The 26127-nt window shown below is 71.5% G+C and carries 25 protein-coding genes; 8 read left to right on the top strand and 17 right to left on the bottom strand.

Annotated elements, in window-relative coordinates:
- Positions 1-203 precede the first annotated feature (203 nt).
- Together VF092_12300 and VF092_12295 are read left to right on the top strand one after the other, a co-directional pair.
- Complete coding sequence (locus tag VF092_12300; GenBank protein ID HEX6748066.1) at positions 204-803, top strand: TetR family transcriptional regulator C-terminal domain-containing protein; 600 nt, start codon at positions 204-206, stop codon at positions 801-803.
- Between the two features lie 138 nt (positions 804-941).
- Positions 942-1625: a hypothetical protein gene (locus tag VF092_12295; GenBank protein HEX6748065.1), complete on the top strand. Its 684-nt coding sequence runs from the start codon at positions 942-944 to the stop codon at positions 1623-1625.
- A 173-nt stretch (positions 1626-1798) separates the two neighbouring features.
- On the opposite strand, the gene VF092_12290 is transcribed toward VF092_12295, so the two are convergent.
- A complete protein-coding gene (locus VF092_12290; protein ID HEX6748064.1) occupies positions 1799-2038 on the bottom strand; it encodes a hypothetical protein in 240 nt (79 codons plus the stop codon).
- A 166-nt stretch (positions 2039-2204) separates the two neighbouring features.
- Between VF092_12290 and VF092_12285 the strand changes: the two genes are divergently transcribed.
- Positions 2205-2513 carry a hypothetical protein gene (locus tag VF092_12285; GenBank protein ID HEX6748063.1) on the top strand — a complete coding sequence of 103 codons (309 nt, stop codon included), beginning with the start codon at positions 2205-2207 and terminating at the stop codon, positions 2511-2513.
- Between the two features lie 45 nt (positions 2514-2558).
- Here the strand turns inward: VF092_12285 and VF092_12280 are convergent, their stop codons facing one another.
- Both VF092_12280 and VF092_12275 read right to left on the bottom strand, forming a co-directional pair.
- Positions 2559-3167 carry a hypothetical protein gene (locus VF092_12280; GenBank protein ID HEX6748062.1) on the bottom strand — a complete coding sequence of 203 codons (609 nt, stop codon included), beginning with the start codon at positions 3165-3167 and terminating at the stop codon, positions 2559-2561.
- Between the two features lie 504 nt (positions 3168-3671).
- Positions 3672-3995: an antibiotic biosynthesis monooxygenase gene (locus VF092_12275; protein HEX6748061.1), complete on the bottom strand. Its 324-nt coding sequence runs from the start codon at positions 3993-3995 to the stop codon at positions 3672-3674.
- Between the two features lie 625 nt (positions 3996-4620).
- Here VF092_12275 and VF092_12270 point away from each other — a divergent pair.
- Positions 4621-5808 carry an aspartate aminotransferase family protein gene (locus VF092_12270; GenBank protein HEX6748060.1) on the top strand — a complete coding sequence of 396 codons (1188 nt, stop codon included), beginning with the start codon at positions 4621-4623 and terminating at the stop codon, positions 5806-5808.
- Between the two features lie 465 nt (positions 5809-6273).
- Here VF092_12270 and VF092_12265 read toward each other — a convergent pair whose 3' ends face one another.
- On the bottom strand, positions 6274-6435 hold the full coding sequence (locus tag VF092_12265; protein ID HEX6748059.1) for a hypothetical protein: 162 nt from the start codon (positions 6433-6435) through the stop codon (positions 6274-6276).
- A 282-nt stretch (positions 6436-6717) separates the two neighbouring features.
- On the opposite strand from VF092_12265, the gene VF092_12260 reads away from it, so the two are divergent.
- Positions 6718-8403 (top strand): ATP-binding protein, encoded by a 1686-nt coding sequence (locus tag VF092_12260; protein ID HEX6748058.1) that lies wholly within the window; start codon positions 6718-6720, stop codon positions 8401-8403.
- 7 nt (positions 8404-8410) lie between these two features.
- Entirely contained in the window at positions 8411-9175 is a 765-nt protein-coding gene (locus VF092_12255) for a response regulator transcription factor (GenBank protein ID HEX6748057.1), read from the top strand.
- Positions 9176-9234: 59 nt separating this feature from the next.
- On the opposite strand, the gene VF092_12250 is transcribed toward VF092_12255, so the two are convergent.
- The 13 genes from VF092_12250 to VF092_12190 form a co-directional block, all read right to left on the bottom strand.
- Positions 9235-9714, bottom strand: a complete 480-nt coding sequence (locus tag VF092_12250) for a hypothetical protein (GenBank protein HEX6748056.1) — start codon at positions 9712-9714, stop codon at positions 9235-9237.
- A gap of 376 nt (positions 9715-10090) precedes the next feature.
- Positions 10091-12505, bottom strand: a complete 2415-nt coding sequence (locus VF092_12245; protein HEX6748055.1) for a PAS domain S-box protein — start codon at positions 12503-12505, stop codon at positions 10091-10093.
- A 1258-nt stretch (positions 12506-13763) separates the two neighbouring features.
- Positions 13764-15560: a HAMP domain-containing sensor histidine kinase gene (locus VF092_12240; protein HEX6748054.1), complete on the bottom strand. Its 1797-nt coding sequence runs from the start codon at positions 15558-15560 to the stop codon at positions 13764-13766.
- A gap of 5 nt (positions 15561-15565) precedes the next feature.
- The gene (locus VF092_12235; protein HEX6748053.1) at positions 15566-16219 is read right to left on the bottom strand and encodes an MEDS domain-containing protein; all 654 of its coding nucleotides are present in this window, start codon (positions 16217-16219) and stop codon (positions 15566-15568) included.
- Positions 16220-16450: 231 nt separating this feature from the next.
- On the bottom strand, positions 16451-17122 hold the full coding sequence (locus VF092_12230) for a hypothetical protein (protein HEX6748052.1): 672 nt from the start codon (positions 17120-17122) through the stop codon (positions 16451-16453).
- Between the two features lie 36 nt (positions 17123-17158).
- On the bottom strand, positions 17159-17707 hold the full coding sequence (locus VF092_12225) for a DsbA family protein (GenBank protein HEX6748051.1): 549 nt from the start codon (positions 17705-17707) through the stop codon (positions 17159-17161).
- A 162-nt stretch (positions 17708-17869) separates the two neighbouring features.
- Positions 17870-18190, bottom strand: coding sequence for an antibiotic biosynthesis monooxygenase (locus VF092_12220; GenBank protein HEX6748050.1), 321 nt, complete (start codon positions 18188-18190; stop codon positions 17870-17872).
- A gap of 66 nt (positions 18191-18256) precedes the next feature.
- The gene (locus VF092_12215; GenBank protein ID HEX6748049.1) at positions 18257-18787 is read right to left on the bottom strand and encodes a redoxin domain-containing protein; all 531 of its coding nucleotides are present in this window, start codon (positions 18785-18787) and stop codon (positions 18257-18259) included.
- Positions 18788-19074: 287 nt separating this feature from the next.
- A complete protein-coding gene (locus tag VF092_12210) occupies positions 19075-20340 on the bottom strand; it encodes an FAD-dependent oxidoreductase (protein HEX6748048.1) in 1266 nt (421 codons plus the stop codon).
- A 13-nt stretch (positions 20341-20353) separates the two neighbouring features.
- Positions 20354-20974 carry an HdeD family acid-resistance protein gene (locus VF092_12205; GenBank protein HEX6748047.1) on the bottom strand — a complete coding sequence of 207 codons (621 nt, stop codon included), beginning with the start codon at positions 20972-20974 and terminating at the stop codon, positions 20354-20356.
- A gap of 74 nt (positions 20975-21048) precedes the next feature.
- Positions 21049-21597, bottom strand: coding sequence for a DsbA family protein (locus VF092_12200; protein HEX6748046.1), 549 nt, complete (start codon positions 21595-21597; stop codon positions 21049-21051).
- Positions 21598-21680: 83 nt separating this feature from the next.
- On the bottom strand, positions 21681-22319 hold the full coding sequence (locus VF092_12195; protein HEX6748045.1) for a hypothetical protein: 639 nt from the start codon (positions 22317-22319) through the stop codon (positions 21681-21683).
- Positions 22320-22465: 146 nt separating this feature from the next.
- The gene (locus tag VF092_12190) at positions 22466-22819 is read right to left on the bottom strand and encodes a DUF5335 family protein (GenBank protein ID HEX6748044.1); all 354 of its coding nucleotides are present in this window, start codon (positions 22817-22819) and stop codon (positions 22466-22468) included.
- Between the two features lie 267 nt (positions 22820-23086).
- On the opposite strand from VF092_12190, the gene VF092_12185 reads away from it, so the two are divergent.
- The gene (locus VF092_12185) at positions 23087-23758 is read left to right on the top strand and encodes a BON domain-containing protein (GenBank protein HEX6748043.1); all 672 of its coding nucleotides are present in this window, start codon (positions 23087-23089) and stop codon (positions 23756-23758) included.
- A gap of 790 nt (positions 23759-24548) precedes the next feature.
- Positions 24549-25946 (top strand): cytochrome c peroxidase, encoded by a 1398-nt coding sequence (locus VF092_12180; GenBank protein HEX6748042.1) that lies wholly within the window; start codon positions 24549-24551, stop codon positions 25944-25946.
- Positions 25947-26127 lie beyond the last annotated feature (181 nt).

Genomic DNA, 26127 nt, shown 5'->3' with positions numbered 1-26127 from the left:
CGTAAGATGGCTGAGGCGGCACGCCATCGCGGCTTTCCTTCTCCGGGTGAGCTCGTCTGCCGGCGTTCGTCCGCAACCGGCAAACGCTTGGCAGACATCTTATTGACCAACCGTTCAAGAGAAGCTACACTGAATTGTACAGGTGGTCAATAACCACCCGGGCGAGGTCCTTGGGTGAAACGGCATTCGCGGATGGACGAACGATGGCACGCAATCGGGCACCGGTGGACGTGCGGCGCGAGCAGATCCTGCGGGCTGCCTTCGAGGTGGCGTCGCGCGAGGGGATCGGGGGATTGACGATCCGCGCGGTGGCCGCCGAGGCCGAGGTGAGCCACGCGCTGGTCGTCCACTACTTCCAGCGCAAGGAAAGGCTGGTGCACGCGCTGCTGGACTGGCTCATCGAGACTACCACGGTGCTGCACATGTCCGACGACATCGCCCGGCTCCCTCGCGCGGTGGACCGGCTGCACGCGCTGCTGCAGCAGGAGATGGCACGGCTCAGCCACCAGCCGCGGCACACCCGGCTGTTTTTCGAGTTCTGGGCATTGGGCGCGCGGCACGAGGAGATCCGGACGCGCATCGGCGCGGAGCTGAGGCGCTACCGGGCGGCCTTCCGCGCCATCGTGGAAGAGCTGCTCGAGGCCGAGCCGGGCCCGCTCGCGCGCGTGACCGCCGACGGGATGGCGGCCGTGGCGGTGAGCTGGATCCACGGCTGCGCGGTGCAGGCCATGATCGACCCCGGGGGTTTCGACACCGACGATTACCTGGCCGCCGTGCGCGGCGTGATCGGGCGCCTGGCGTGATGCCGTGGGCCCTCGGCCGCCGGACGGTCTGGGAGAGCGCGTTGCGCCACCTGGACCGGCTGGAATCACGCGGCGCGCCGGATTCACGCCCGCGCCCCATCGAGGCGACTCGAGGCACTTGAACCGAGGCTACAGAGCATGCTCCGGATTCCACTCGCGCGGGCGATCCGCGCATCCTTTCCCGGACTCGCCATCGCCATGGTCGCGGCCGCGGCCGCGCCGCTGGCCGCGCAGACGGACGGCACCTGCGTGCCAGCCGCCGAACGGGCGGGCCGCATCTACGGGTGCTTCATCACCGCAAGGCAGGAGCTGGGCCCGCTTTCCGCCACTCCCGCCCTGTTCTGGCACCTGCACACGTACGCCACCCGGGCCCGCGCGGAAGCGGACCGGGGGCCGCGCTCGACGGTCGTGGAGTCATTCGGCCGGGTGTGGCTGTTTACCGTGGCCGCGGCCGACTGGCGTCCGCCCGCGGGCCATCGCGTGGCGCGCATCGGTCCGCTGCCGCTGGTGGATGCGGACAGTTTCGCGGCGGTATACATGGAGGGGGTGTTCCAGCCCGGAATGAGCTCGGTGACACACAGACATCCGGGGGTGGAGGCGTGGTATACGCTGGAGGGCTCCATGTGCGTTGAGACGCCCGATGGCAGGCTCGAACAGCGGGCAGGAGGGCCGGGCGTGATGGTTCCGGGTGGCCTTCCCATGAGGCTGACCGGCACCGGCACGGGCGTGCGGCGCTCGGTGGTGCTCATTCTCCAGGACGCCACGAAACCGCGCTCCGTGGCGGCGGCGGATTGGACGCCGCGAGGCCTGTGTGGAGGGTGAGGCGTCCGTGTTCCGTCCGCCCGCGGTGGATTGAATTGAAACGCCCGCGACGGGGGGCGCGGGCGAGCTCGGGGCGAGGGGCTGCAACGGGAACGGAATCCCCCCGTTTCGCGACCGGTCAGGTGGAACGGCGCGGCCGCGTGCGGCCGCGGAAGCGGCGTAAGGCGCGGCGGTTACGGCCGCACGGCGCGCACGCTCCACGACGTGCGCTGGGCTCCGCGGTAGGAGCGGCGGTTCTCCACGCGTGTCATCTCGTAGTGCGCGATCGAGGGGTCGCTGCCGAGACGCTCGATTCCACGCAGGATGCTTTCGGCGGCCTCGTCGTCTTCGGTGTGCGCGCGGATCTCGTCGCGCAGGGTGTCGCCGGGGGTGGACGAAACGTGGGAAAGACGGAGCGAGAACGAGCTTGCCATGACTTCTCCGGACAGGGGAACCGGCAGGTGGCGCCCACGGGGGCGCACCTGAAGCTAACCGCGAGACCGGGAAGTATCTACGCCTGATGCGGTGCACGCGTGGCCGCGGCCGCGCGAATCGCGGGCAGCAGCCGGCGGGCGCGGGGAGATGCGAAGGAGGAGAGACGTGGGCGAACCATCGGCGTTCAACGAAGCGCTGCGAAGGATCACGAGGGAACTTTGCGGCGCCCCCCTCACGCACGTCGTCCTCAACCGCGCGTCGAGCGAGATCGATCAGCTGGGCCGGCGCCTTCACGGGCTCGGCTACGCCCGTTCGCGCGAGATCGCGGATTGCTTCACCGCGGCGCTCGCCGACCTCGACGCATCCCATGCTCTCCCGGAAGAGACGCGTGCGCAGGCGGTGCGCCGGGCCACCGCCCGCCTGGATGACGCGCTGGCACACGCCGCGGCCGGCGTTCTGCCTGTCCCTCCCTGATCTCCACGGGTCCCCGGTGCCTGCTGCTGCGCCTCCGCGGAGCGCTTACCGGTTCTCCAGGGCGATGCTGGACAGCAGGTTCTGCACGCTCCTGCACTCGGCCAGCGCCTGCTCCAGGGCATCGTAGACCTCCTTCCACCGCAGCACCTCCATCGCCACGGGCGCGCCTGAGAACAGGACACCCGAGGCCTGGTCGTACACCGCGATCCCCTCCTCGGCCAGGCCCTCCATCTCCGTGCGGATCTCCACCACCGCTGCCGGATGCTTGAGCTGGGCCACCGACTCCTCGATGCACGCGGTGGCACGCACGAGCAGCTCCGCGAGCGAACGTGCCGCCTGGCCCTGGTGCATCAGGTGCAGGTCCTGGGCGCTCCTTGCCGTGTCGTGCAGCAGGCTGACCAACCCGCCGAGGCGCGACGCCACCGCGTGCACGTCCTCGCGGTCCAGCGGCGTCACCGTGGCGCCATCGATCTTTCCGACCAGTTCCTGCCGCGCATTGCTGGAGACCCGCTCCACCTCCGTCATCTCCGCCAGCAGTTCGGTGAACGGATGCGGCTCCGCGAAAATCCGGTGCAGGATGCGGGCTGCGTTCGACGCGCCGCGCGCAAGGTCGGCGAAAACGTCGTAGAAGTGCCGCGGACGAGTGTGGTGCACCCGAGTTACCGACCTGGCAGGAGACAACGCTCCGGGGCGCGATCATGCGCATGGAGCGGGGCGCAACGGTCGCCCTGGCTGCCTATGGGGGACCGAACCGCCCAGACCCGTCGTCGACCCGCAGCCTGCGGAACGGTGCACGGTCCGCGCCATGCCTCGGCCGAACTCGTTCATCGTGGGAGCAACCTGGCGCAGCAGCGCCTCGGCGGCCGCCCGGAGTCCGCGCACCGCTGTCGCGCGCTCCGACTCCAAGGCCGACGGCGGAATCACCTCCCCACCCACTGCGGTCTCCGCCGGCTCGTGGCCCGGCGCGGGTGATGCGGTGGGAGCCGGAGTATGAACGTGGCCCCGGGGCCCGCGGCAGTCCGGTCAATCGACACCTCGCCGCCCATCAGCCGCGCCAGCCCTCGGCTGTCATCACTGGCCAACTTTATTTGTTCGCCACAGCAGCGAAAGCGGCGTGCGAAGAACTGACAGTTTGCATCGCGCTCGCGGCGGTCAGCGCTACGGGAGTTTGGCCGCGACGATGTCCACCCGCTCGATGGCGGGCGGCTCCGCGAACAGCTCCGGCGCTTTTTCAGTCAGCGCCGCCGCCGCGCGCCCGGCGAGGTGTACCTGTCGGCCGGCCTTGCCGGAAAAGGTGGCGAAGACCGCAAAGGTCGACGGTCGCAGGCGGATCGCGAACCAGGCGAGGGTCGCGGGCTCCTCGAGGACCAGCTCCAGCACGCCGCGGAGCAGGGTCTCCACGTCGTCTTCCTGCCCGGCGTTCGCCTCCAGCCTCGCGAACAGTCCCACCATCGCCACCTTCTCTGCGGTGCTCTCCATCATCGCATGCCTCCTCCCGTGATACGGATCGAGCAGATTTCAGGCGATTCCCCGCCGGCGCACCGCCGTGGATGGAGCCGGCCCCCGGCGTACGGGCGTGGGAGCTATCCCGATCTCGAAAGCTGCCCGGATGCCGGGCTGCGGGCCGCCGGACATTCGGGAAGCGCCTGTCCGACGAGGGCGAAGCGGCCTGGCGCAGGGAAAGAGAGACGAGTCGTGGCCGGTGCACGGTGGTTCCCGATAGCGCGCCGCACAGAGCGTTATCCCGCCACCGAAGGTGGTATCCCGCGTAACGCGCTTCGGCTCGCCTGGCAGCGAGTTGAATGCGCGCGATTTACCGTCGCTCGACGGCCGGGGGGTGGGTTGTTTTCTGGAGATGAGCGAATTCGGCCATGCGCAAGACAGGATCGGCGCGGTCCGCGCGCTTTTTGGAACCCGGCGAGGCATGTGCGTTCGCTGGAGATCCGTCCATTCAAGAACGAGTCATGCCGCAGAGGGACGCATCATGGTGGGAGTCGATGAGGGGACGCAGTTGGATGGCGCTCGATTTGCTGCGATGGAATCGCGTCCTCTTCGTTTACCCCCACGCTGCGCGGATCGTGCTTCCGCATGTGCGAGGAGCCCCCGCATGGACCTCCGCCAGCTCGACAAAAAGCACTTCGGCCGCCAGGGCGAACCCAGGGACGTCATCGTCGGCGACTCCGCCGACAGCTATCTCACAGATACCCGCGGGCGCAAATACATCGACTTCATGATGGGCTGGTGCGTCGGCAACCTGGGCTGGGGAAACACCGACATCCGCGCGGCGGTGCGGGATTTCGACGGCCCCGATTACGTTCATCCCGACTACCTCTACCGCCCCTGGGCCCAGCTGGCCGAAATGCTCGCCCGCATCACGCCGGGCAAGCTCGCGGTCTCCTACCGCACGACCGGCGGCACCGAGTCCGTGGAAGGCGCGCTGCAGATCGCCATGGCCTACACCGGCCGCGGCGCGTTCGTCTCCGTGGAGGACAGCTACCATGGCAACTCCATCGCCGCCATGAGCATCGGCGCATCGAGCAACCGCGAAACGTTCAAGAACCTCCTGCCCAACTGCCACAAGATCGAGCCGCCGCTGGATCACAAGGCTCTTGGCAAGGTCGAGACGCTGCTGAAGAAGCGCGACGTTGCCGCCTTCATCATGGAGCCGATCATCTGCAACCTGGGCGCCCTCGTCCCCGAGGACGAGTTCGTCCGCGGCGTCCGCGAGCTCTGCACCCGCTACGGCACCCTCTTCATCGCCGACGAAGTCGCCACGGGTTTCGGCCGGACCGGAAAGCTGTTCGCCTGCGAGCACTTCGATCTCGAGCCCGATGTCCTGTGCATGGCCAAGGCAATCACCGGCGGCTACGGCGGCCTGGGTGCCGTGATCACCACGTCCAGAATAGCAAACGCCATCAAGGAAGACTTCGGCCTCTATTCCACCTATGGCTGGCACCCGCGCGCCGTCGCCGCTGCCCTGGCCAACCTCCGCTATCTGACGCGCCACCGGAACAGGCTTCTCAAGAACGCCACCCAGCTGGGCGAGTACTTCCTCACCCGGCTCTCCCAGATGAGCTTCAAATGCAAAGCCACCATCCACGGCAAAGGCTTCGCCATCGGCATCGAAGTCGAAGACGAAGCCTATGCCTCCGAGGTCGGCGACACCTGCCGCGAAAACGGCCTACTCGTCTCGGCCGAAGAAGACGTCCTCATGCTCTTTCCCGCCCTGACCATCACCCGCCAAACCGCCCAGCGCGGACTCGACATCTTCGAAAAGTCCCTTCAGCCCACATGAAGTCGGTCGCGACGGGTTCCGCCGGGCGGGGAAGAAAAGGGGTCACATCGAGCGGTCCCGGGCATTCGGGAAGCGCCTGCCCGACGAGGGCGAAGCGGCCTGGGCCGCGTCGGGCGGCCGGCGGCCAGGCGGATCCCGCGCGGCTTCCGTCCAGACGCTTCCCGATCGTAGGACAGGAGCTTCCCTCTTCTCCGACAGCGGCGGGCCGTTTGTGCTGCCAGATTCGGGAGGGACCCGCGTGGCCCGCGCGTGGTTTGCGCGGACGATCCGTTCCCGCGGGTGTCCCGGCCGGAATCCGGCGCGCCACCGCGTCTGGAGGGCGCCGCCTGCCTCCTTGGCGCACGAGCGCAGGGCACAGCGGCTCGCAGGGCCCAACCTCCCGCCGCGCCGTGCCACCCCGAGCGAGCCCATGACGCCCGAGATCCCGCAGCCCGAGCGGGTGCGCGCCCGCCGAACCGAGATCCTCTACGTGGAGGACCACCCGGCCGACGCGGAGCTGCCGCGCGACGAGGTGACCGCGCGGTGCAGGTCCGACGGGGCCGAGGCGCTGGCGTACCCGATGATGATGGAGGCGCGGGCGGCCCGCCGCGGCCCGACCTGGTCCTCCTCGACCTCGACCTCCCGCACGCGAACCGGCGCCGCGTGCTCGCGGAAATCGAGCGCGGCGCGGCGCTCCGCGCACTCTCCGCGGTGGCCCTCTCCGGCTCCGCGCTGCGGGAGGACCGCATCCTGTCGTACGAGCCGGGAGCGAACGCCCGCGTGGCGAAGCCGGCGCAGCTCGGCCGCGCCAACTGCGAGTTCTGGTGCGGCGCCGCCCATCGGCCCCTCCGGCCCCGATACCAGGAGGGGACCGGGGATTGCGGCGAAGCACGAAGCAGGGCGACGAGATCCGGGGGAGAGGGTGGCGACATGACCGCGCTGCCGGGTACCGCCGAGTTCGTGGTGCTCCTGGTCGAGGACAACCCCGCCGACGCGGAGCTCATCGCCCTGCGGCTGGAGTCCGCCGGCGCGGCGGGAGGGCCCCCGGTGCGCCTGCTGCACGCAGGCAGCGCGGCCGAAGCGTGCGCCGCGCTCCGCGAGACTCCGGTCGACACGGTGATCCTGGACCTCTCCCTCCCCGACGCGCGCTGGCCGGGCGCGTTCCACCGGGTGCGAGCCGAGGCGCCCGGGGTGCCGGTGATCGTGCTCACCGGCACCGCCGACGAGGCGCTGGCGCTGCGGGCGCTGCGCGCGGGCGCCCAGGACTACGTACTGAAGCCCCCGCCCGACGGGGCCACCCTGCGCCGCATCCTCCGCTACGCCGGCGAGCGGCAGCACCTGCTGCGCGAGCTGGACGCCGCGATGCACGCGCAGGAGACCGCCGCCCGGCGCTGGCAACTCCTGGCCGAGGCGGCGGGCGTGCTGGCCGCGACGGACGACCCTGCTGCCGCGGTCCGCAAGGTGGCCCGGCTGGTGGTGCCGGCGGAGGCGGACTGCTTCGTCCTCCTCTTCTCCGGCGGAGACGCGGTGGCGGGGGTCGCGGATGCGGAGCACGCGAACCGGCGGCGGGGCGCCGCGCTCCGCAGGCGCGTCCGGCACCTCCTGGACCCGCCGGCCGGAACCAGCGACCCGCTGCTCGCGGCGCTGGACGGCCCGGAGCCGAGGGGCGACGTCCTCCGGCCGCTGCTGGACTCGCTGGCGATGGCCTCGGGGAGCGCGGTCCGCCTGCACACCGGCGGCCCCGGCCACGGGGTGGTGGTGCTCGCGTGCGGGCCCGCGCGCGCCGACGGGGCTCTGGCCGCCGAGTTCGCCCGCTCGCTCGCCGACCGGCTGGGCGTGGCGCTGGAGCGGGTGCGCCTCCTCCGCCGGGCGGAGCGGGCGGTGGCGGCACGCGACCGGGCCTTCGGCATCGTCTCGCACGACCTGCGCAACCCGCTCGGCACCATCCAGGTGTGCGCCGCCGCGCTGCTGGACCCGGAGCCGCAGCCCGCGGAGGGGATGCGCAACATGGCCCGGATCATCCAGCGCTCGGCCGACTGGATGCAGCAGATCGTACGCGACCTCCTGGACCGCGCCAGCCTCGACGCCGGCCGGCTGGCGCTGGAGCGGCGGCCCACCGCCGTCTCCGACGTGATCGGGGCCGCGCAGGTGATGTTCGTGGTGGCGGCGGAGGAGGAGGAAGAGATCGAGCTCACGGTGGAGTGCGAGGCGGGGCTGCCCGAGATCGACGCCGACCCCGGGCGGCTCCTGCAGGTGCTCGCGAACCTGCTGAGCAACGCGCTCAAGTTCACGCCCGCCGGCGGCCGGGTGGCGCTCCGGGTGCGCACGGCCGCCGCGGAGGAGGGGAACGGCGGCGCGGACGCGGTCTGCTTCGTGGTGAGCGACACGGGCCCCGGGATCCCGCCGGAAGACCTGCCCCACGTCTTCGACTGGTTCTGGCAGTCCGACCGCACCCGCCGCGGCGGCGCCGGGCTGGGGCTGGCGATCGCGCGCGGGCTGATCGAGGCGCACGGCTCCCGGCTGCACGTGGAGAGCGCGCCGGGAAGGGGGAGCACCTTCTGGTTCACCCTGGCGGCGGCTGTCCCGGCGGCGCCGGAACCGACCACGATCAACTGAAATGGCGATGGAGACCACGGCAAGGCGGCGGACCGGCGACGGCCCGCCCGACGCCCTGGCGGCTCTCGGCGCAAGCTTCGCCGCCAAGCCGTATGCCCGGCGCGGCGTGCCGCCGAGCACGGAGACGATCCGCGTGATCCTGGCCGACGACCATGAGCTGGTTCGCGAGGGGCTGCGGCTGGTGCTGCGCGGGGCCCCGGACATCGACGTGGTGGGCGAGGCCGCCAGCGGCACTTCCGCGGTGGCGCTGGCCCGGCGGCTGGCTCCAGACGTGGCCGTGCTCGACCTGGACATGCCGGAGGGGGGCGGCCTCGCGGCGCTGCGGGAGATCCTCTCGGTGCTGCCGGCGGTGCGCGTGCTGATCCTCACCATGCACCCGGAGCAGGAGCGCCTGCTGGAGCTGCTGGAGGCGGGCGCCGGCGGCTACCTTACCAAGGAGGCGGCGTCGCAGGAGCTGGTGGAGGCGATCCGGGTGGTGGCCGGGGGCGAGGTCTACGTCCGCCCCGCCACGGTCCGCCTGCTCGCCTCGGCCGTGGTCACCCGGCGCGCGGCGCGGACGGCCAGCGGGCGCTTCCAGGAGCTCAGCCCGCGCGAGCGGACGGTGCTGCAGCTGGTCGCGCAGGGGTACAGCGGGGCAGAGGTCGCGGAGCGGCTGCGCATCAGCACCAAGACGGTGGCCGCGTACAAGCAGCGCATCCGGGAGAAGCTGGGGCTGGAGCACCGCACCGAGTACGTCCGCTTCGCCGTCGAGGCGGGAATCCTGGGGACGTGAGGGTGCGAAAGCGCGAAAAGGTGTCCTCCCGCGCTTTCGCACCTTCGCACTCGTCCCGCCTACGCGGCCGCGACCGCGGTGGCTTCGATGAAGTACGTGGTGACGAGCTGCCACTGGGCCTCGACCTTCCCCTCCAGGGCGTCGGTCTTCCACCCCTCGAAGATCGCCGCGGTCGACGCCCGCAGCGGGCCGACCACGCGCAACGCGACGCCCAGCGGAGGGTTCACCGCCGGGGGGGTCGCCACGAAGATCACCTGGTTCCCCTCGGTCTTCAGGAAGAACCCCGCCGGGAGAACCTTCCCCACCACGGTGCCGGTTGCGTAGATCACCTTCCCCACGTCCTCGGGCCCCAGCGGGTACGCCTTCTCCAGCTTCACCTCCACCACCCCTCCCGGTGCCGTGTCGGCCTTCACCTCGGCGACTTCGGGCACCTTGTCGACCTCGGCCTCGTCGCTGCACGCCGCGAGACCACCGGTGGCGAGCAGCAGGACCAGCAGCCGCGTGAGCGAAGCTCCACGGCGAGTCACGAGCGCGTGCATCCTGTCCCCCTTCCGGATGGAATCCCGGGGCGGCCGAACGGCCGCCTCCCCGCACGATCACGGTGGGATGGAAGGTATGCCTGGAATGCGGACGCGCCGCCGGGCCAGCGCCACCTCCGGCTTCGCGGTTGCCCGACGCCGCCCGTAGGCCGACCGGCGGCAAACGGCATGGTCTCGATCGTCTCCGTCGTACCAAGTTCGAGGATTCAGTGTGCATTCTGGCCTCCTCAGAAGAATGAGCTCACACGGAGGGAACGGAGGTAACGGAGGAACTGAACGCGATCGAAGTTCCTCCGTTACCTCCGTCCCTCCGTGGCCGTGTGACATTCTTCAGTTCAGGAGATCAGAATGCACAATGAATCCTCGGAAACGGGTATCAGTCCCTCCGCTCCGGGAGCGTGAGACGGAATACGGCGCCGTCGCCGGGGGGCGACTCCACCCAGATCCGGCCGCCGTGGCGCTCCACGATCTTCCTGCAGATCGCCAGCCCGATCCCCGTTCCTTCGTACTCGTCGTCGCGGTGCAGCCGGTGGAAGATCTCGAAGATGCGGCCGGCGTCCTCCACCTTCAGCCCGATCCCGTGGTCGCGCACCGCCAGCTCCCACTCGGCCCCCGATGCGGTCGCCCGGCGCTCGGCCGAAACGTGGATGCGCGGCGGCACGCCGGGGCGCCGGTACTTGAGGGCATTGCCCAGCAGGTTCTGGAAGAGCTGCTCCAGCTGGGCGGGGTCCGCGACCAGCGTGGGAAGCGCGCCGTGAGTGAGCCGCGCCTTGCTGCCGGCGTGCCGCGGGCGCAGGTGCTCCCAGGCGTGGGCAAGGGCGGCTTCGAGCGATACCGGGGCGAGCGCGCCGCCGTCCGTCCGCACCTGCGCCAGCGCCAGCAGCCCCGCGACCAGGCGCTGCATGCGCTTCACGGCGCCCACGGTGTAGCCGGTCCAGCGGACGGCGCGCTCGTCGAGCCCCTGGTACCGCTCGGCCAGGAGCTGGACGTAGCTGGCCACCGCCCGCAGCGGCTCCTGCAGGTCGTGCGAGGCGATGGCGGCGAACTGTTCGAGCTCGGCGTTCGAGCGCTCCAGCTCCGCCGCGTGCCGGGCCAGCGCCTGCTCCGCCTCCCTGCGCGCCGTAACGTCGATCACCTGCGTGACGGTGTAGGCGGGCGCGCCCGCGGCGTCGCGCACCAGCGATACCGCGAGCTGCCCCCAGACGACGGTTCCCCCCTTGTGTACGTACCGTTTGTCGAGGTGAAAGCTCTCGATCCTGCCGGCCGCCATCTGGGCGCGCAGCGAGCGGTCCCGTTCCACGTCGTCCGGGTGGGTCACGTCCTGCCAGGTCATCGCGAGCAGCTCCGCCTCGCCGTAGCCCAGCATCCTGCACAGGGAAGGGTTGACGGCTCGGAAGCGGCCGTCGGTCTCCACCAGGGCGAAGCCGATCGCCGCCGCCTGGAATGCGCCGCGGAAGCGCTCCTCGCTGTCGCGCAGCGCCTGTTCGGCCCGCTTGCGGTAGGTGATGTCGACGCAGCTGCCAATCACCCGGACGGGCTTTCCCGGGTCGCGGACGGCCACCCCGCGCACCAGCAGGGTGTGGTACGAGCCGTCGCGGTGCCGGAGCCGGTGCTCGAACTCGAGGTGCCCGCTTTCGCCCGCCAGGAAGGCCCGGAAGAACTCCTGTTGAGCTGCCCGGTCATCGGGATGCGCCAGCTCCACCCCGGCGGCGAAGGTGGGCAGCGGCTCGCGGCCGTAGCCGAGCTGTTCCCACACGCTGCTGTAGAGGACGCGGCCGTCCGGGAAGGCCCCGTCCGGGAACTCGAGCTCGAAGACGCCGATGTCCGAGCCCCGCGTGGCCAGCTCCATCCGGGTGGTGACCTGGTGCAGCGCCTCCTCCGCCCGCGTTCGCTCGGTGACGTCCTGGGCCATGCACATGATGCCGGTCACCGCGCCCGCGGCATCGCGCAACGGCGTGTTGTGCCACTCGCAGACGATGGTGCGTCCGTCCCGGGTGACGTTCTCGTTCACCGAGTGGGCGGCCATGTCGCCCTGCTCCAGGCGGCGGATGATCCCGGCGGTCCGTGCCCGGACCTCGGGTGTCACCAGGAGCGCGGGAGCTTCCTTTCCCAGGATCTCCTCCCACCGCCAGCCGAAGGTTGCCTCGGCCGCGGGGTTCCATTCCACGATGCGCGACTGTGTGTCGGTCACGAAGCACGCGATGGGCATCCGCTCGAACTGCAGACGCAGGCGCTCCAGCAGCTCGTCCCGCTCGCGCTGGAGGCGCAGCCGGGCTTCTTCGGCCTTCCGGCGCTCCGTGATGTCGCGCCCGTGGAACGCCAGGCCCCCTTTCCCGACCGGGTTGGCGCTCATCCTGTACCAGGTGCCGTGCGGCGGGAAGAAGAACTCGAGATCGATCGCCACCCGCTCGGCCATGGCCCGGCGCAGGGCCCCGTCCGCCTCCGTCCCCACCACGGCCGGGAACACTTCCCAGAACGACTTCCCCAGCGCGCTTTCCCTCGCCACTCCGTTTTCCTTCTCGGCTGCGGCGTTCAGGTAGGTAAGGCGCCAGCCGCGGTCGACGACCATCAACCCGTCCGTCATCGCGTCGAGGACGTCGGCAGTGCCGTCCCGGAGCTCCGCCTGGCGCCGGCGCGCCCTGGACCGGACTTCAGCCGCCGGCGGCGCCGGCGCCGGGAGATCCGGGCCGCGGTCCGCGCCGTCGGTCCCGGGTGTCGGGGCTCCTGCTGTGCCCGTCCCGGCTTCACGGCCGGACCGGGTTTCGGATCGAACGAAGGGTTCCTGGGTCACCGCTACCGTTTCCTGATGGGGAGGTTCGAGCCGGACCGCGTGGCATGGGGGCGGGGGCTTCGCGGGTCCGGCGCGTCCGAAGTGCGGGGGCCTTCGTACGCTTTGCAATTACGCACCCACGCGTGTCCCAGCGGCGGACCGGGTGCTCCGGCACGGGTCGACCGCCGGCTTCCGGAATGTCGCGGAATGATGGGCGTCGGCCTTCCGACCTGGTCGGCCGGGCAGCCGGCCGAGGGGGCAATGCGGACGGTGCGGTCCGTCGGCACCTCGAGCGCGCAGGCGATGGGGACGGCGAGCAAGGCGCCCGCCGCATCCGGAAGCAACCAGAAGACCGTCTCATACCGTTTCGGAGAATCGATGGTGCAAACGCTATGGACGTCATCCTGAGGGCGGACCGGACGCAGCCGCGTCGTGCACATCGGCCGCAGCCCGAAGGATCTATCGCGTGCGTCCGCTCCACAGGCGGCCTGTCGCTCGGACCCACAGTATAGATCCTTCGGCCTGCGAAGTGACTGCGCCGCAATCGGTTGCGGTCTGTCCGGCCTCAGGATGACGTGCGAGGGCTTTGCACAATCAAGCGGTGGAAGCGGTATCAGCAGGATGTCGGGAACGGGAGAGGGATGGAAGCGCGGCAGGGGGCGATGAGAATTTTTTGTTGTTTTGGGACGGATGCGGATCGGCCGATGATCCCCGCACCACACGGGAACAAGCCGGCCGCCCCCCTGATGCGCGATCTTGAAAGCAATCCGCCCACCCCACGGTCGAGGTGAGCGGCACGGTTCCCGGACGTGAGTCTACGGATCCGGTATCAGGGTGTGTTCAAGAATCTGTCTGGTCGACTTCTACCGGATTCCAGGATCAACTGTGCATTGGACGAAGGAATGTCATTCCGAAGGCGCTGCGCCGCCCTGTCCTCCGTGCCAAAGCCGTGGCGCCTGAGGAATCTGTGGCCGGCTCCCGAGCCACAGGCCGCCTGTCGCTCAGACGCAGGCCACAGATTCCTCGGGCGCCGCCTGGCATCAGCGCGATTGGAGGTTCGGAGCAGCGGCGCCGCTCGGAATGACATCCGATCGGAATGCACAATCAATTGCGGCAGCCGGTATTCCTTGAAGGAAGCGCCGCTCCAGACTCTCCCGTACGCTGCACGTTGGCGCCGACCGACGCGCACACCCGCCCCATGCGCAGGGCGGACGGTGGAGATGATCGCACCACGGCCCAGGAACCTGAGCGAAGGCGCCGGCCCCGGTGGGACGCCGCGTCAGGACCGGCCGGGGCCCGGGTCGGCCGCGGCGGGAGGTCGGGGAACCTGCTCCGTGTCCAGCGGGAGGAGCACGGTAAAGGTGGAGCCTTCCCCCAGCCGGCTCTCCACGAGGATGTCGCCGCCCATCCCCCGCGCCAGGTCGCGGCTGATGGCGAGGCCCAGGCCGGTGCCCTGGCCGGAGCGCCGCGGAGCGGCGTCCGCTACCTGGACGTATGGGTCGAACACCCTCTCGAGCTGCTCCCGGGGAATGCCACAGCCGGTGTCGCGGACCCGGATGCCCACGGTGCTTGCCTCCGCGGCGCACTCCAGCTCCACACTGCCTCCCGGCTCGGTGAACTTGGTGGCGTTGGAGAGGAGGTTCAGTACGATCTGCTCCAGCTTGCCGGGGTCGGCGCGCACCCGGACGTCGCCCCCGGGAACGCGCCGTTCGTAGCGCAGACGCCGGGCGTCCATCTGCGGACGGATCAACTCCTCGACCGAGGCGGCCAGGTCGCCCACCGGGACGCTGGTGATGTCGTAGCTCACGTGTCCGCTCCCCAGCTTCATGTAGGCGAGCACGTTGTTGATCAGGCCGAGCAGGAATTCCTGGCAGCGGCGAATACGCGCCAGGTCGTGGTGCTGGGTGTCGGTGAGCGGCCCGTGCACCCCCATCTCCAGCAGGTCCACGTAGCCGGAGATGCTGCCCAGCGGCGTGCGCAGCTCGTGGCTCATGACCGCCAGGAAGTCGGACTTGCTGCGGGCGGCCCGCTCGGCCTCCTCCTGCGCCGCCAGCGTGCGGGCGAGGAGCTCCTCGCGCTCGGCCTCGGCCCGGTGGCGCTGGAGCGCCGTGGCGACCAGGTTGGCCACGGACTGCAGGAAGTGCACGTCATCGCGGCCGAAGACGCGCGCCGCGCGGGTGTGGGCGTCGAGCACGCCGAAGGGTGCGTCGTGGCCGAGGATGAGCACGCTCATCCCGCTCGCCACCCCGTGCTCGCGCAGCAGGGGCGAAGCGGTGAACCGCGTCTCCCGCTCCAGGTCGGTGACCACCACCGGCTGGCTGACCAGCAGGGTGTACCCGGCCTGCGAGCCCGGCCCCGCGCTCTCCCGCGCGTGCCCCACCACCCCCGGCTCCCAGCCGGCGCCGGCCCTCAGCAGGAGCGAATCCCCGCCGCCGGCCACCTCGAGCACGGTGCAGAAGTCCACCTTGAGGGCGTCGCGCACCGCCTCCACCACCTCCTGGAGGAGACGCGCCGGGCCCAGCCCGGTGAGCGCGCGCAGCCCCAGCCGGGCCACGGCGGCCTGCTCCGCCGCCTGCGCCGCCATCAGCCGCTCGACCCGCTCGTGCCGCTCCAGGAGGGCGGCGTGCTCCAGGGCGACGGCCACCTGGCTGGCCCCCACCTGCAGGAGGAGCGACTCGATCTCGTCCGGAAAGCCGGACCGCTCGACGCCCACCGCGATGCAGCCCCGGTCGCCGTCCAGCCCCACGGGAACGGAGGCCAGGCGCACCCCGACGCCCCCTTCGCCGGGGAGCGTGGGGAGCTCCCCGCTCCCGGCCGCCCGCTCCAGCGCCGCCTCCACCTGGGCCGGATCGGCGCCGGCGGCGGCCACCAGGCACTCCCCGCTGTCGGCGTCGCGGATCCGAACGTACGCCACGTCGGCGCGCAGCATGCTCACCAGCAGGTCGCGCAGGCTTTCGGCGATCGCCGCGGGCGGGCGGCCGACCCACCACACGGGCGTGGTGGAGAGGGCCACCAGGTCGCGAAGGCACGCCCGCAGCCGCTTCGTCTCGGCGGCGGAATCGGGCAGTTCGGCCATGCGGATCACCGGCCCGAGCCCGACACCGGCCGGCGCCCCTTCCGCTCCTCCAGCTCGCGGAGAAACTCGTCGGGGGGCACGAAGAAGGGATTCTCCTGCAGCACGCCCCCCACGATGACCACGGGGTGCGTCCGCATCACGTCGATCGCGGTCGCGGCGTCCAGGCGATGGAGGTCGTAGGTGCAGATCACCGGGTCGTCGTAGCGCGGCAGCACGTGGTTCAGCCGCGTCTCGTACTCCACCCAGTCGTCGGACCCGTGCCGGTCGTGCAGCACGCACTCGGCGTGCGCCACCAGCCGGGTGAGCGGGTAGCCGCGTGCGAGTCCCGCCTCGAGCACCTCCCGGATCAGCTCCAGCATCGCGTCCTTGTCGAAGCAGCCGCCGCGCAGGTAGGTCTCCTGCGGCACCCGCACCTCGAGCTGTCCGCTCTCCTGCACCCCATCCACGTCGATCCCGGCCTCGCGCAGGCGGGCCAGGTGGGGCGCACGATTTTCGGGGTCAAGGACGTGGAAGGCGCGCTCGCCCCGTTCCAGCCCGTCGCGGATGAAGGGCAGCAGGGTGCGGTATTCGTCCTGCGGCGTGTTGAAGAAGGCGCAGACGTGCCGGTACCTGCCCAGGGTGGAGCCGGCGAAGCGGATCGGGGCGGCCGCGGAATGCATCGGGACTCCGTCGAGGGGGGGAGGATGGGGCTCCCCTGGGAGCGGACGCTCACGCGCGGGGGCAACGGTCAACGTATACGGCGCGCACCACGGGTGGTGTCGGGAAAGTGCGAGCCCGGGCTTCCTGCCTGGCCGGCAGACGGCCGCAGCGAATCACGGCACTAGCGGTCGCGCAGGTCCGCACCAGGCGCGCGCTGCGGATGCCGGGGTCGATGAGTGCCTGTCCCCGCCTCACTTCACCGCGCCTCGCGGTCTCTCCGCGTCTCCAGGACCCCACCAGACCCCGTCGTCCTGGCCAGTGGCCGTGTGGACGATGCGAATCGCCAGCCTGCTCAGGCGGTCGTGGAGCCGCCCCTGGTCGCGGATCGGCCACCACTCGTAGAGGAAGATCTCCAGCGGCCCCGACATGGCGACCCATCCGCCGATCACCAGGCTTTCCCTCAGCACCACCGCGATCGGCAACGTCTGGGTGAGGCCGGCGATCACATGGCTGCCGAGCACCGACGCGGCCAGAAGGGGGAGGCCGATCATGAGGCTCTTCCGGCCCCGGCGCAGCAGCTGCCGCAGCTCACGCCGCACCATCTCGCGCCGGCGGGCGAAGTGCTGCCGGATGGCGTCCATCAGGATACCGCTGTCGTCCGCCAGTCCCACCGGTCTCGCCAAGTGGACGAGCAGCGCCAGCGGTGCGTCCGCTGGCTGCTCCTTCGCGCTGCTCACGATGAAGTCCTCGGCGTCGCGATCGAGCGTCTTCCGGTGGAAGGGGGAGGGGTCCATCGAGTTGAAGAGCTGATCCAGGTCACGAACGTAGACCTCGATCCTCCCGCTGCCGGGCGGGAACTCGTCGCCTGCCGAGACTGGCTCGTCTGCCAAAGCGAACCGCTCCGACTTCGTTCGCTTCGCCATCGAGGCCAGGCTCCTTGGAGGGTAGTGGCGGGTGGGTCACCGCACCCCCAGCCCCGTCCCCGCTGCCTGGAGCGTGCCGATGAAGGCCACCGGGTCGCGCCAGTCGCCGTCGTAGCGCACTCCGTTGATGAAGAAGGTCGGCGTTCCGTTCACCCCACTGCGCACCCCACTGAGGAAGTCCTCGCGCACGGCATCCAGGTGGGTGTGTGCCAGCAGCTCTCGCGCGAGGCGCGTGGCGTCGAGATCCAACGCCATCGCCAGGGCTGCCAGGTCCCGGGCCTGGAGGGCATCCTGGTGCTCGAAGAGGGCATCGTGCATCGCCCAGAAGCGGCCCTGCGCTCCAGCGGCCTCCGCCGCCTCGGCCGCCGGCTCTGCGTTCGGATGGATCTCGGCCAGCGGGAAGTGACGGTAGACGAAGCGAAGCTGGTCGCCGAGCTGGCGCATGGCCAGCTGCACTACCGGATGAGCCGCCCCGCAGTGCGGGCACTCGTAGTCGCCGTACTCCACCAGGGTAACGGGGGCGTCGGCGGGGCCGCGGGCATGGTCGCTCGGGCCGACGGGTGGGGTAAGTGTAGTTCTGCTCACGGCCGTCCATCCTCGGAATCAAGGGGAGCGTGCTTTCGGCGATGCGTCTGGCCAGCCGCGCTGACGCAGTGCGATGGCCGGTGCGCCGAGGGCCGCCGGCCGTCGCCGCGGGGGCGCAGCCCGCCGGGCGGGGCGCGGCTCCGGCGGCTCGCCCGCTGGAGCCTACCGAAGCTTCGCGGCCAGGACCTCGGTTCGTTCGATGGCCGGCTCTTCCGCGAAGAGCTCGGGTGCCCGCGCCTTCAGCTCCGCCGCGACGCGGCCCTCCAGGTGGGCCTGGCGGCCCGCCTCGTCCGGGAACGTGTCGAAGATTCCGAAGGTCGCCGGTCCCATGCGGACGGCGAACCAGGTGGTCGTTGCCGGCTCCTCGCGCACGAGCGCCAGCGCCCCGAGGAGGAAGGCCACGACGTCGTCCTCCCTTCCGGGGTTTGCCTCCAGCCGTACGAACAGCCCGAGGGTGGCCGGCTCCTGTCTGGTGGTTTCCATCGTACGTCTCCCGGTGGTGGGGGTCTGGTGGCCCGAACGGGTCGCGGTCGGGGGGGCCGGGCGCCGTCAGCTCGCGGTCGCCTCGCCGGCTCCGCCGCTACGCCCCCCGGCCAGCGACTCCAGAGCGCCGAGGACGCCGTCGGCGCCCGGGTTGACACCCACCGGCGAGCAGTAGCTCCAACGGATGATCCCCTCGCCATCGAGCAGGAAGAGCGCCCGCTCGCAGAATCCGTCGCGCTGGCGGTAGGCCCCGTACTGGCGCGCGACCCCACCCTTGGGCTCGAAGTCGCTGAGCAGCGGGAAGTGCAGCTTGCGGGCACCCGCGAAGGCGGCATGACACCAGGCGCTGTCCACCGAGATCCCCAGCAGCTCGGCGTCGTGCTCCCGGAAGAGGGGAAGCACCTGGTTGAAGAGCGCCACCTGGTCCCCACACACCGGGCTCCAGTCCGCGGGGTAGAAGGCGAGAATCACCGGCCGGCCGCCCAGCTCGCTCAGCGAGACGGTCTGGTCGGGCGTAGAGTGCAGCTCGAACTGGGGCGCCCGGGTTCCGGGACCGAGGAGCTGAGCGGCGTGAGAGGGCGCTTCGCGTTCCGGCATGTCGACCTCCTCTGGGGTGACCGCGTGCATGATCGGCGGCTGCGCGACGTGCTGGAGCGCGAGCGGCTGGACCACCAGCTCGCCATCGCCGAGAGGCGAACGATGTCCCGGGGGAGCGCCTGGGGCCGCTTGTCTTCCGTGAGCGCGGGCAACGGTCAAGGTATACGGCGCGCACCGCGGGTGCTGTCGGGAAAGTGCGAAGCCCGGCTTCCTGCTCGGCCGGCAGACGACCGTAGCGAATCGCGCCGGGGCGCCCGGCCACGGTCCGTGCCGCGCACGGCGGCGCCCTAGCGGTCGCGCAGGTAGCGGTGGATGGACTGCACGGCCCTCGCGCCCTCGCCCACCGCCGACGCGATCCGCTTCACCGATCCCCCGCGCACGTCGCCGGCAACGAAGACGCCGGGCGTGCACGTCTCCATCTCGTACGGCTCGCGCTCCAGCGGCCACCCGGTGCGCACCCGCGTGCCCCGCACGGCCTCGGGGCCGCAGAGGATGAAGCCGTTGCCGTCGCGCACCACCGCCTCCGCCAGCCACTCGGTGCGCGGCGCGGCGCCGATGAACACGAAGAGCGCGTCGGCGGGCACCCGCTCCGTCTCCCCCGTCTTCACGTGCTTCAGCGTGAGCCGCTCCAGCCGCCCGTTCCCTTCCACGGCGGCCACGGTGTGCTGGGTCCGCACCGCCACGTTGCGCGCACGGCCCAGGCGCTCCACCAGGTACGCCGACATCGTTTCCGCGAGCGAATCCTGCAGCGCCACCAGGGTGACGCGGCGGGCGTGGCGCGCCAGGACGAGCGCGGCCTGCCCGGCCGAGTTCCCGCCGCCCAGCACGTACGCCTCCTGCCCTCGGCAGGCGGACGCCTCGGCGGTGGCCGCGCCGTAGTAGACCCCCGCGCCCACCAGCGGGCGGGCGCCCGGCGCGTCGAGCCAGCGGAAGGTGGCGCCGAGGGCGAGGAGCACCGCGTGCGCGGCCAGCTGCGTCCCGTCGTCCAGCGTCACCACCCGGCACCGGCCGGCGTCCGCCCGCAGCCGCGTGGCGCGGCGCGTCACCACGATCTCCACCCCGAAGCGCTCGGCCTGCTCCACGGTCCTGCGTGCCAGGTCGCTCCCGCCCAGGCCGCGCGGAAAGCCGGGGTAGTTCTCCACCATCGCGCTGTGCCCGGCCTGGCCGCCCGGCACCTCCTGCTCCACCACCACCGTCCGCAGCCCCTCCGACGCCCCGTGGATCGACGCCGTCAGCCCCGCCGGCCCCGCGCCCACGACCACCAGGTCGTACTCGCGCCCCTCCGGCCGCACCTCCAGCCCCAGCTTCCGCGCCACCGCCCGTACGTCCGGCTCCTCCAGCGCGGAGCCGTCGCGGAACAGCACCACGGGGAAGCGGCGGAAGGCGGGGCGGGCGCGCTCGGCCGCGCCGACCTCCGCGCCGTCGCCCTCCACCTCCAGCCAGCGGAACGGGACGCCGCTCCGCGCCAGGAACTCCTTGATCTCGTGCACGCGCGGGGACCAGCGGTGCCCGATCACGCGCACCTCCCCTTCCACCAGGCGGGGATGGGACATTGCTCCCGCCCTCCTACTTCGCGTGCGGCGCCGGCCGCGGCCCGCCGATGGTGACGCCGTCCAGCGGCGCGTACGGCGTGCCCGACTTCCGCCGCGCGCGCAGCCGCAGGGCGAGCGCCACCAGGAGCGCGCCGGAAACCAGGGCGTACGCGCCGATCCAGAGCACCACCGCCAGCGCTCCGGTGCCGGGGAAGAGCATCAGCAGGACGCCCACGACGATGGAGAGCACGCCGCTCAGCGCCAGCAGCCACTCGCCGGTGATCACCTTGCGCAGCCGGATGGCGGCGGCGACCTCGAGCACGCCGGAGGCGAGCGCCCAGGCGGCGATCACGTAGAGCAGCGCCATGGCCGTTACGCCGGGCCAGAAGAGTGTCACCACGCCGGCGGCGATCCCCAGGCTCCCTTTCAGCACCAGCACCCACCAGCGCTCCTCGGTCCGCCGGCGCACGGCGCTGGCGATCGCGAGCACGCCGTCGGCGAGGGCCCAGGCGCCGTAGAGCAGCACCAGCGCGGCCAGCGAGATCCCCGGCGCCAGGAAGGTGAGGATGCCGAAGAGGATGCCGCACGCGCCGCGCAGCGCCACGGCCCACCAGTTCCGGGACAGGGTGTCCACCTCCACCATCGGGATCTGCATCGTCTTCCTCCCTGGTTCGGCCGCGCCCCCCGGAGGGCGTGCGCGCGGCGGTGCGATCGGCGGGCGGGCGCGCGCTACGGCACCGCCGCGCCCTGCTCCACGAGCTCCAGCGCCGCGATGAACAGCGCGGGGTCGCTCCACGGCCCCTCGTAGCGCACGCCGTTCACGAAGAAGGTGGGCGTGCCCTCCACTCCGCTGCTCGCCCCGCTCACGTAGTCGCGGCGCACCCGTGGCGCGTGCGCATGCGTGGCCAGCTCGTCCTCGAATCGGACCAGGTCGAGCCCGAGCGTGGCGGCGTAGCGGATCAGGTCCACGTCGGCCAGCGCGTGCTGGTTGAGGAACAGCAGGCGGTGCATCTCCCAGAACTTCCCTTGCGCGCCGGCGGCCTCCGCCGCCTCGGCCGCGCGGATGGCGTGGGGGTGCACCTCCGCCAGCGGGAAGTGCCGATAGGCGAAGCGCAGGCCGTCGCCCAGCCGTGCCCGCGCGGCCTCGACCACCGGGTACGCGGCCGCGCAGTGGGGGCACTCGAAGTCCCCGTACTCCACCAGGGTCACGGGCGCTCCGTCGCGTCCCTCCACGTGGTCGTCCGGCCCCACGGGCGGGGTGAGCAGTGCAGTGGTCATTCGCTGCCTCCGAGGAATGGGTCGTGGTGGAGCGGCTGCCGGATCGCGGGGAGCTCCAGCCGGAAAGGGCGGCGCGGTTCGGCTCATGCCGCGCCTCCCGCCGCGGGCTCACCTGGGCTGGTGGCGGCGCCGGCATCGTTGGGGGCGGAGGCGGTGCCGTCTCCGTCCGGGTCCGCCCCGCCGCGGCGGGCCTCCGCCGCCGCGCGCACCGCCGAGGCGCGGACGCGCAGCTCCTCCGCGAGCCGCCCCACGGTGGCCAGCGAGGCGTGCTGGAGCGCGAGCGCCGCCTGGCTGGCCGCCATCCACAGGAGCACCCGCTCGGTCCGGCTGGGAAAGCCCGGCCGCCGCGAGCCTACCGTGAGCGTCCCCAGCTCACCCTCCGGCCCCACGGGAAACCGCGCGAGCCGCACCGCCCGCCCGCCGCAGGTGGACGCCTCCGCCGCAGTCGAGGCCGCGGCGGGAAGGGCGCCCGCCGGGGCGTCGACCGGCTCGCCGGTCGACGGGTCCCGCAGCTCCACCGACACGGTGTCCGGGGCGAGCATCCCCGCCAGCAGGTCGCGCAGGCCTTCCGCGATCGCCCCCGGCGGGCGGCCGCTCCACCAGGCGGGTAGCGTGGTGAGCTTCACCAGGTCGGCGAGCGGCGCGCCCGGCGGCCGCGCACGCGAGACGCGGGGCCTGCGTGTCTGTTCTTCCGACGGTTCGGAGACGGAACCCGGATTCATGGATGCTCGCGGGGATGCGGGGTCAGGGGAAGGCGCGCACGGCGTCGCCCCGGAGACCCTCCCGTCCGCCGGCGGACGGGGGGATGGAGAGCGGCTGCGCCGGCCGGCCCGGCCTTCCAGCGTCCGACGTCCGTTCGAGATCGACATCATTCCAGGCGCAGGAGGCCGACGCGCTTCACGCTCACGATCTCGCGCGAGCCGTTCGAGCACACCACGGCGATCGTGCTGAGAAAGCCGTCCGCCTCCTCGATGGTCCACACCTCTCTCGGCTCGGAGACGCGGTGGTCGCCGGAGTCGAGCGCGATCTCCAGCGAATGCGTGCGTGCGTCGTACGTGATTCCCGTCAGGCGGGCGCCGAGCACCGGGTACTGGTCGCCCAGCTCGGACTCCAGGTGCTCCACGTCCACCGCTCTCGGCCGGGGGCCGTCCAGGAAACGCCGGGTGAAGTGTTCCAGATACGAGGCCAGCCGCTCCAGCGGGATTCTCGTCGTCTCGCGCATCCGGTTCCCTCCTTGGGCAGGGGTCAGCGCATTGCTCGCACACACGGGTGGGAACGAAGCTACGCCCGTTTGCGCGCCGCACCGTCGGGAAATGGGGACGAATCGCTTCCGGTTCGTCCGGCACGTGGCCGGGGCGGCGGCGGAAGCGGAATCTCTTCCTTCGCCGGTACTCGAACCGGCCCGCCGGCACGAGCTTGTGGCACGAGGGCCGCCGGCACGCCGTCGCGCGGCTGCTCGTGCAATCAACCGCGAGAGCGAGGGGGGCAGATGCGCACCGACCGCGAGATCCAGGAAGACGTGCTGGCGGAGCTGAGATGGGACCCGAGCCTTGCCAACGACGACATCGCCGTCTCCGTCCGCGACGGCGTGGTCACGCTGGCGGGGTTCGCGGACAGCTGGGCCGACCGGTGGAAGGCGGAGCGGGTGGCGAGCCGGGTGCGGGGCGTGAAGGCGGTGGCCAACGACATCAAGGTGAGGCTCCCGTCCAGCTCCGAGCGGCCGGACCCCGAGCTCGCGCGTGCCGCGGTGGACGCACTGAAGTGGAACGTCCTGGTGCCGGACGACCGGATCAGGGTGAAGGTCGCGAACGGCTGGCTGACGCTGGAGGGGGAGGTGGACTGGTACTACCAGAAGGAGGAGGCGGAGCGCGCGGTGCGGAAGCTGAGGGGAGTGAAGGGCGTGACCAACCTGGTCACGGTGGCCGTGCGGCCGGCTTCGTCGGACGTTAAGGAGAAGATCCGCGACGCGCTGGAGCGGGGCGCCGAGCTCGACGCCGACCGCATCCGGGTGGAGGTCGAGGGTAACCGGGTGATCCTGCGCGGCACGGTGCGCTCGTACACCGAGAAGCGCGACGCCGAACGCGCGGCGCGCAACGCCCCGGGGGTGACGGAGGTGGAGAACCTGATCATCGTCGACCCGCTGATCCCCGCGGCCGTCTGACGGCGAAACGGCGCCTCACGCAGAGACGCGGAGATTCTCAGCATCTCCGCGCCTGCGTGAGGCGTCCTTTTTCCCGGCAGGGACCAGCGAAAGCTCCGGCAGCGGTCAGCGATGCACGGGTGCAGGTGACCGGCAGCGCGGCGGTGAGCGCGGAGGCCGGACCGATGCGGCGGGCCGGTACCGGGTGGCGGCGGTGTCCGCCGCCGCCGCGCGTGAGGAAAGGAAGTGGGATGGCGAAGCTCGTGTTCGGAATGAACCGGTCCCTGGACGCTTTCGGCCACGCGACGAGTGGAGTTTCGCGACGACGAGGGCGCTCTGGTCGATGCGCAGGACCTTCCCGACCAGCCGTGGGAATCGCCAGAAGCCGGCACGGTGGCCGCGGTGATTCCGCAGGGCATCTGCCGGTAGAGTATCCTGGCGACTCTGCGGCCTGAAGGCGCTCACCTGGAAGCTTCTTGACGGCCCGCCGAATCTCGCCTACACATCAGGCGTTGGCGTTCATGCGCCGACGCGGAGGGTGTGGGCACCTCGGGCGATGCCGATCGAGTCGCCATGCTCCTCCGTCGACCAACCGACGGTTCTCCGCCCCTCACCCGGTCCAGGAGGAACTCAGGGGCCCAGGACTCTCGCCCGCCATGCGCGCCGCTGAGCGACGCGACGGGGCTGAGCCTTCGCACCGGGTTCACGCGGCGCCCAAGGGCGTAAGGCTCTCCGCCCCTGTCGTGAACAATCCTCAGCGTGTCGTCCGTGGGAAGGCCATTGCGACCCACCCGCCGACCGGAGCCGCTCCATGCTCAAGCGTCCCGCGCTCGTAGGGCTCATCGCCCTCGCCGCCTGCGATGGTGGCGCCGGCCCGACCACCGCGGTGGTGGAAGCCGTCCCCCTCGCCGTGCGGACCCAGAACGCGCCCCAGGCCGCGGTGGTCGGGACGCCCTTCGACTACGACGCCACCCGCGGAGGCGCGGCGTTCAGCGGCGGGAGCGGATCGCTGAGCTACGCTGTGGCGTTCGCACCGTCGGCGAACGGGCTGTCGGCCTCCGCGGGGCGGATCACCGGCCGGCCGGAGGCGGCCGGCACCATCACGGTGACTCTCACCGCCCGCGATAACCTCGGCGCCACCGCCACGCAGAGCTTCGCGGTGGTGGCTTTCTCCGCGGACCTGGGCTCGCCGAGGCTCCCGTTCGCGCCGCACGCGTACTCCGACGCGCGGGTGCCGCTTCCGCAGCATTTCCTGGCCGACGGCCCCGGCGGGAGCGTCTTCTCGACCGACAACACCCCGCCAGGCAACCCGACCACCGATGCTGGCGCCACCCTGGGGCGCGTCCTCTTCTACGACCGGCGACTCTCCGCCAACGACCGGGTGTCGTGCGGGTCGTGCCATCAGCAGTCGCGCGCCTTCTCCGATTCCCTCCGCTTCAGTCGCGGCTTCGCCGGCGAGCTCACCGGCCGGCGAGGCATGTCGCTCGTGAACGCCCGCTTCTATGACAACGGGCGTTTCTTCTGGGACGAGCGCGCCGCCACCCTGGAAGTACAAGTGCTGCAGCCGATCCAGGACTCGGTGGAGATGGGGATGAGGCTGGACGACGCGGTGCTCAAGGTGGGTCTCACCGCGTACTACCCGGCCTTGTTCCAGGCTGCGTTCGGCACGCCCGAGGTCACCAGCGACCGCATCTCCAGGGCGCTGGCGCAGTTCATCCGCTCGATGACCTCCACCGGGTCGCGCTTCGACCAGGCGTTCGCGGGCAGTGCGGTGCCGAACTTCGCGGCGGTGTTCACCGACCGGGAGCAGCGCGGGCAGCAGCTGTTCGAATCGTCGGGATGTGCGCAGTGCCACACCACCCACGCTCAGGTCGGCAACCAGCCGCGCAACAACGGACTCCCCGGGACGATTCGGGACCAGGGTGCCGGCGCCGGGCGAATGAAGGTCCCCTCGCTGCGCAACGTCGCGGTGCGACCGCCCTACATGCACGACGGACGGCACTCCTCCCTGTGGGCCGTGGTGAACTTCTACAACGCGGGCGTGCAGGACACTCCAAACCTGGACCCGCTGTTGCGCACACCGGACGGCCGGGTCCGGCGGCTGAACCTGACCGAGGAGGAGCGTGACGCGTTGGTGGCGTTTCTCGGCACCCTGACAGACCCGGCCTTCCTGACTGCCGAGAAGTTCAGCGATCCCTTCCCAGGCTGAAAAGCCTCCGAGTGCAGCACGGCCGTCACATAACAGACACCCGGGCTTGCCAGTTGGCGTGAAGGGCCGGACACCTGTCCGGCCCTTCCGTCATTCACGGTCCAGGGGCGGTGGGATTGGACCGGGCCACCCTCCGGTAATCCAGGTCTGGGAATTTCCCCGGGCCGCACCTGCTGCAGGT

The organism is Longimicrobium sp. (genome assembly GCA_036377595.1).
Classification (GTDB): domain Bacteria; phylum Gemmatimonadota; class Gemmatimonadetes; order Longimicrobiales; family Longimicrobiaceae; genus Longimicrobium.
This window is presented reverse-complemented; position numbering and strand designations above follow the sequence as displayed.

Excerpts from the sequence above, each read along its gene's own strand:
- VF092_12250 (HEX6748056.1), bottom strand. The coding sequence starts at position 9,714 with ATGCACGCGCTCGTGACTCGCCGTGGAGCTTCGCTCACGCGGCTGCTG.
- VF092_12210 (HEX6748048.1), bottom strand. The coding sequence starts at position 20,340 with ATGTCCCATCCCCGCCTGGTGGAAGGGGAGGTGCGCGTGATCGGGCAC.
- VF092_12180 (HEX6748042.1), top strand. The coding sequence starts at position 24,549 with ATGCTCAAGCGTCCCGCGCTCGTAGGGCTCATCGCCCTCGCCGCCTGC.
- VF092_12295 (HEX6748065.1), top strand. The coding sequence starts at position 942 with ATGCTCCGGATTCCACTCGCGCGGGCGATCCGCGCATCCTTTCCCGGA.
- VF092_12255 (HEX6748057.1), top strand. The coding sequence starts at position 8,411 with ATGGAGACCACGGCAAGGCGGCGGACCGGCGACGGCCCGCCCGACGCC.
- VF092_12300 (HEX6748066.1), top strand. The coding sequence starts at position 204 with ATGGCACGCAATCGGGCACCGGTGGACGTGCGGCGCGAGCAGATCCTG.
- VF092_12275 (HEX6748061.1), bottom strand. The coding sequence starts at position 3,995 with ATGATGGAGAGCACCGCAGAGAAGGTGGCGATGGTGGGACTGTTCGCG.
- VF092_12235 (HEX6748053.1), bottom strand. The coding sequence starts at position 16,219 with ATGCATTCCGCGGCCGCCCCGATCCGCTTCGCCGGCTCCACCCTGGGC.
- VF092_12205 (HEX6748047.1), bottom strand. The coding sequence starts at position 20,974 with ATGCAGATCCCGATGGTGGAGGTGGACACCCTGTCCCGGAACTGGTGG.
- VF092_12195 (HEX6748045.1), bottom strand. The coding sequence starts at position 22,319 with ATGAATCCGGGTTCCGTCTCCGAACCGTCGGAAGAACAGACACGCAGG.
- VF092_12190 (HEX6748044.1), bottom strand. The coding sequence starts at position 22,819 with ATGCGCGAGACGACGAGAATCCCGCTGGAGCGGCTGGCCTCGTATCTG.
- VF092_12220 (HEX6748050.1), bottom strand. The coding sequence starts at position 18,190 with ATGGAAACCACCAGACAGGAGCCGGCCACCCTCGGGCTGTTCGTACGG.
- VF092_12290 (HEX6748064.1), bottom strand. The coding sequence starts at position 2,038 with ATGGCAAGCTCGTTCTCGCTCCGTCTTTCCCACGTTTCGTCCACCCCC.
- VF092_12260 (HEX6748058.1), top strand. The coding sequence starts at position 6,718 with ATGACCGCGCTGCCGGGTACCGCCGAGTTCGTGGTGCTCCTGGTCGAG.
- VF092_12270 (HEX6748060.1), top strand. The coding sequence starts at position 4,621 with ATGGACCTCCGCCAGCTCGACAAAAAGCACTTCGGCCGCCAGGGCGAA.
- VF092_12215 (HEX6748049.1), bottom strand. The coding sequence starts at position 18,787 with ATGCCGGAACGCGAAGCGCCCTCTCACGCCGCTCAGCTCCTCGGTCCC.
- VF092_12200 (HEX6748046.1), bottom strand. The coding sequence starts at position 21,597 with ATGACCACTGCACTGCTCACCCCGCCCGTGGGGCCGGACGACCACGTG.
- VF092_12230 (HEX6748052.1), bottom strand. The coding sequence starts at position 17,122 with ATGGCGAAGCGAACGAAGTCGGAGCGGTTCGCTTTGGCAGACGAGCCA.
- VF092_12185 (HEX6748043.1), top strand. The coding sequence starts at position 23,087 with ATGCGCACCGACCGCGAGATCCAGGAAGACGTGCTGGCGGAGCTGAGA.
- VF092_12240 (HEX6748054.1), bottom strand. The coding sequence starts at position 15,560 with ATGGCCGAACTGCCCGATTCCGCCGCCGAGACGAAGCGGCTGCGGGCG.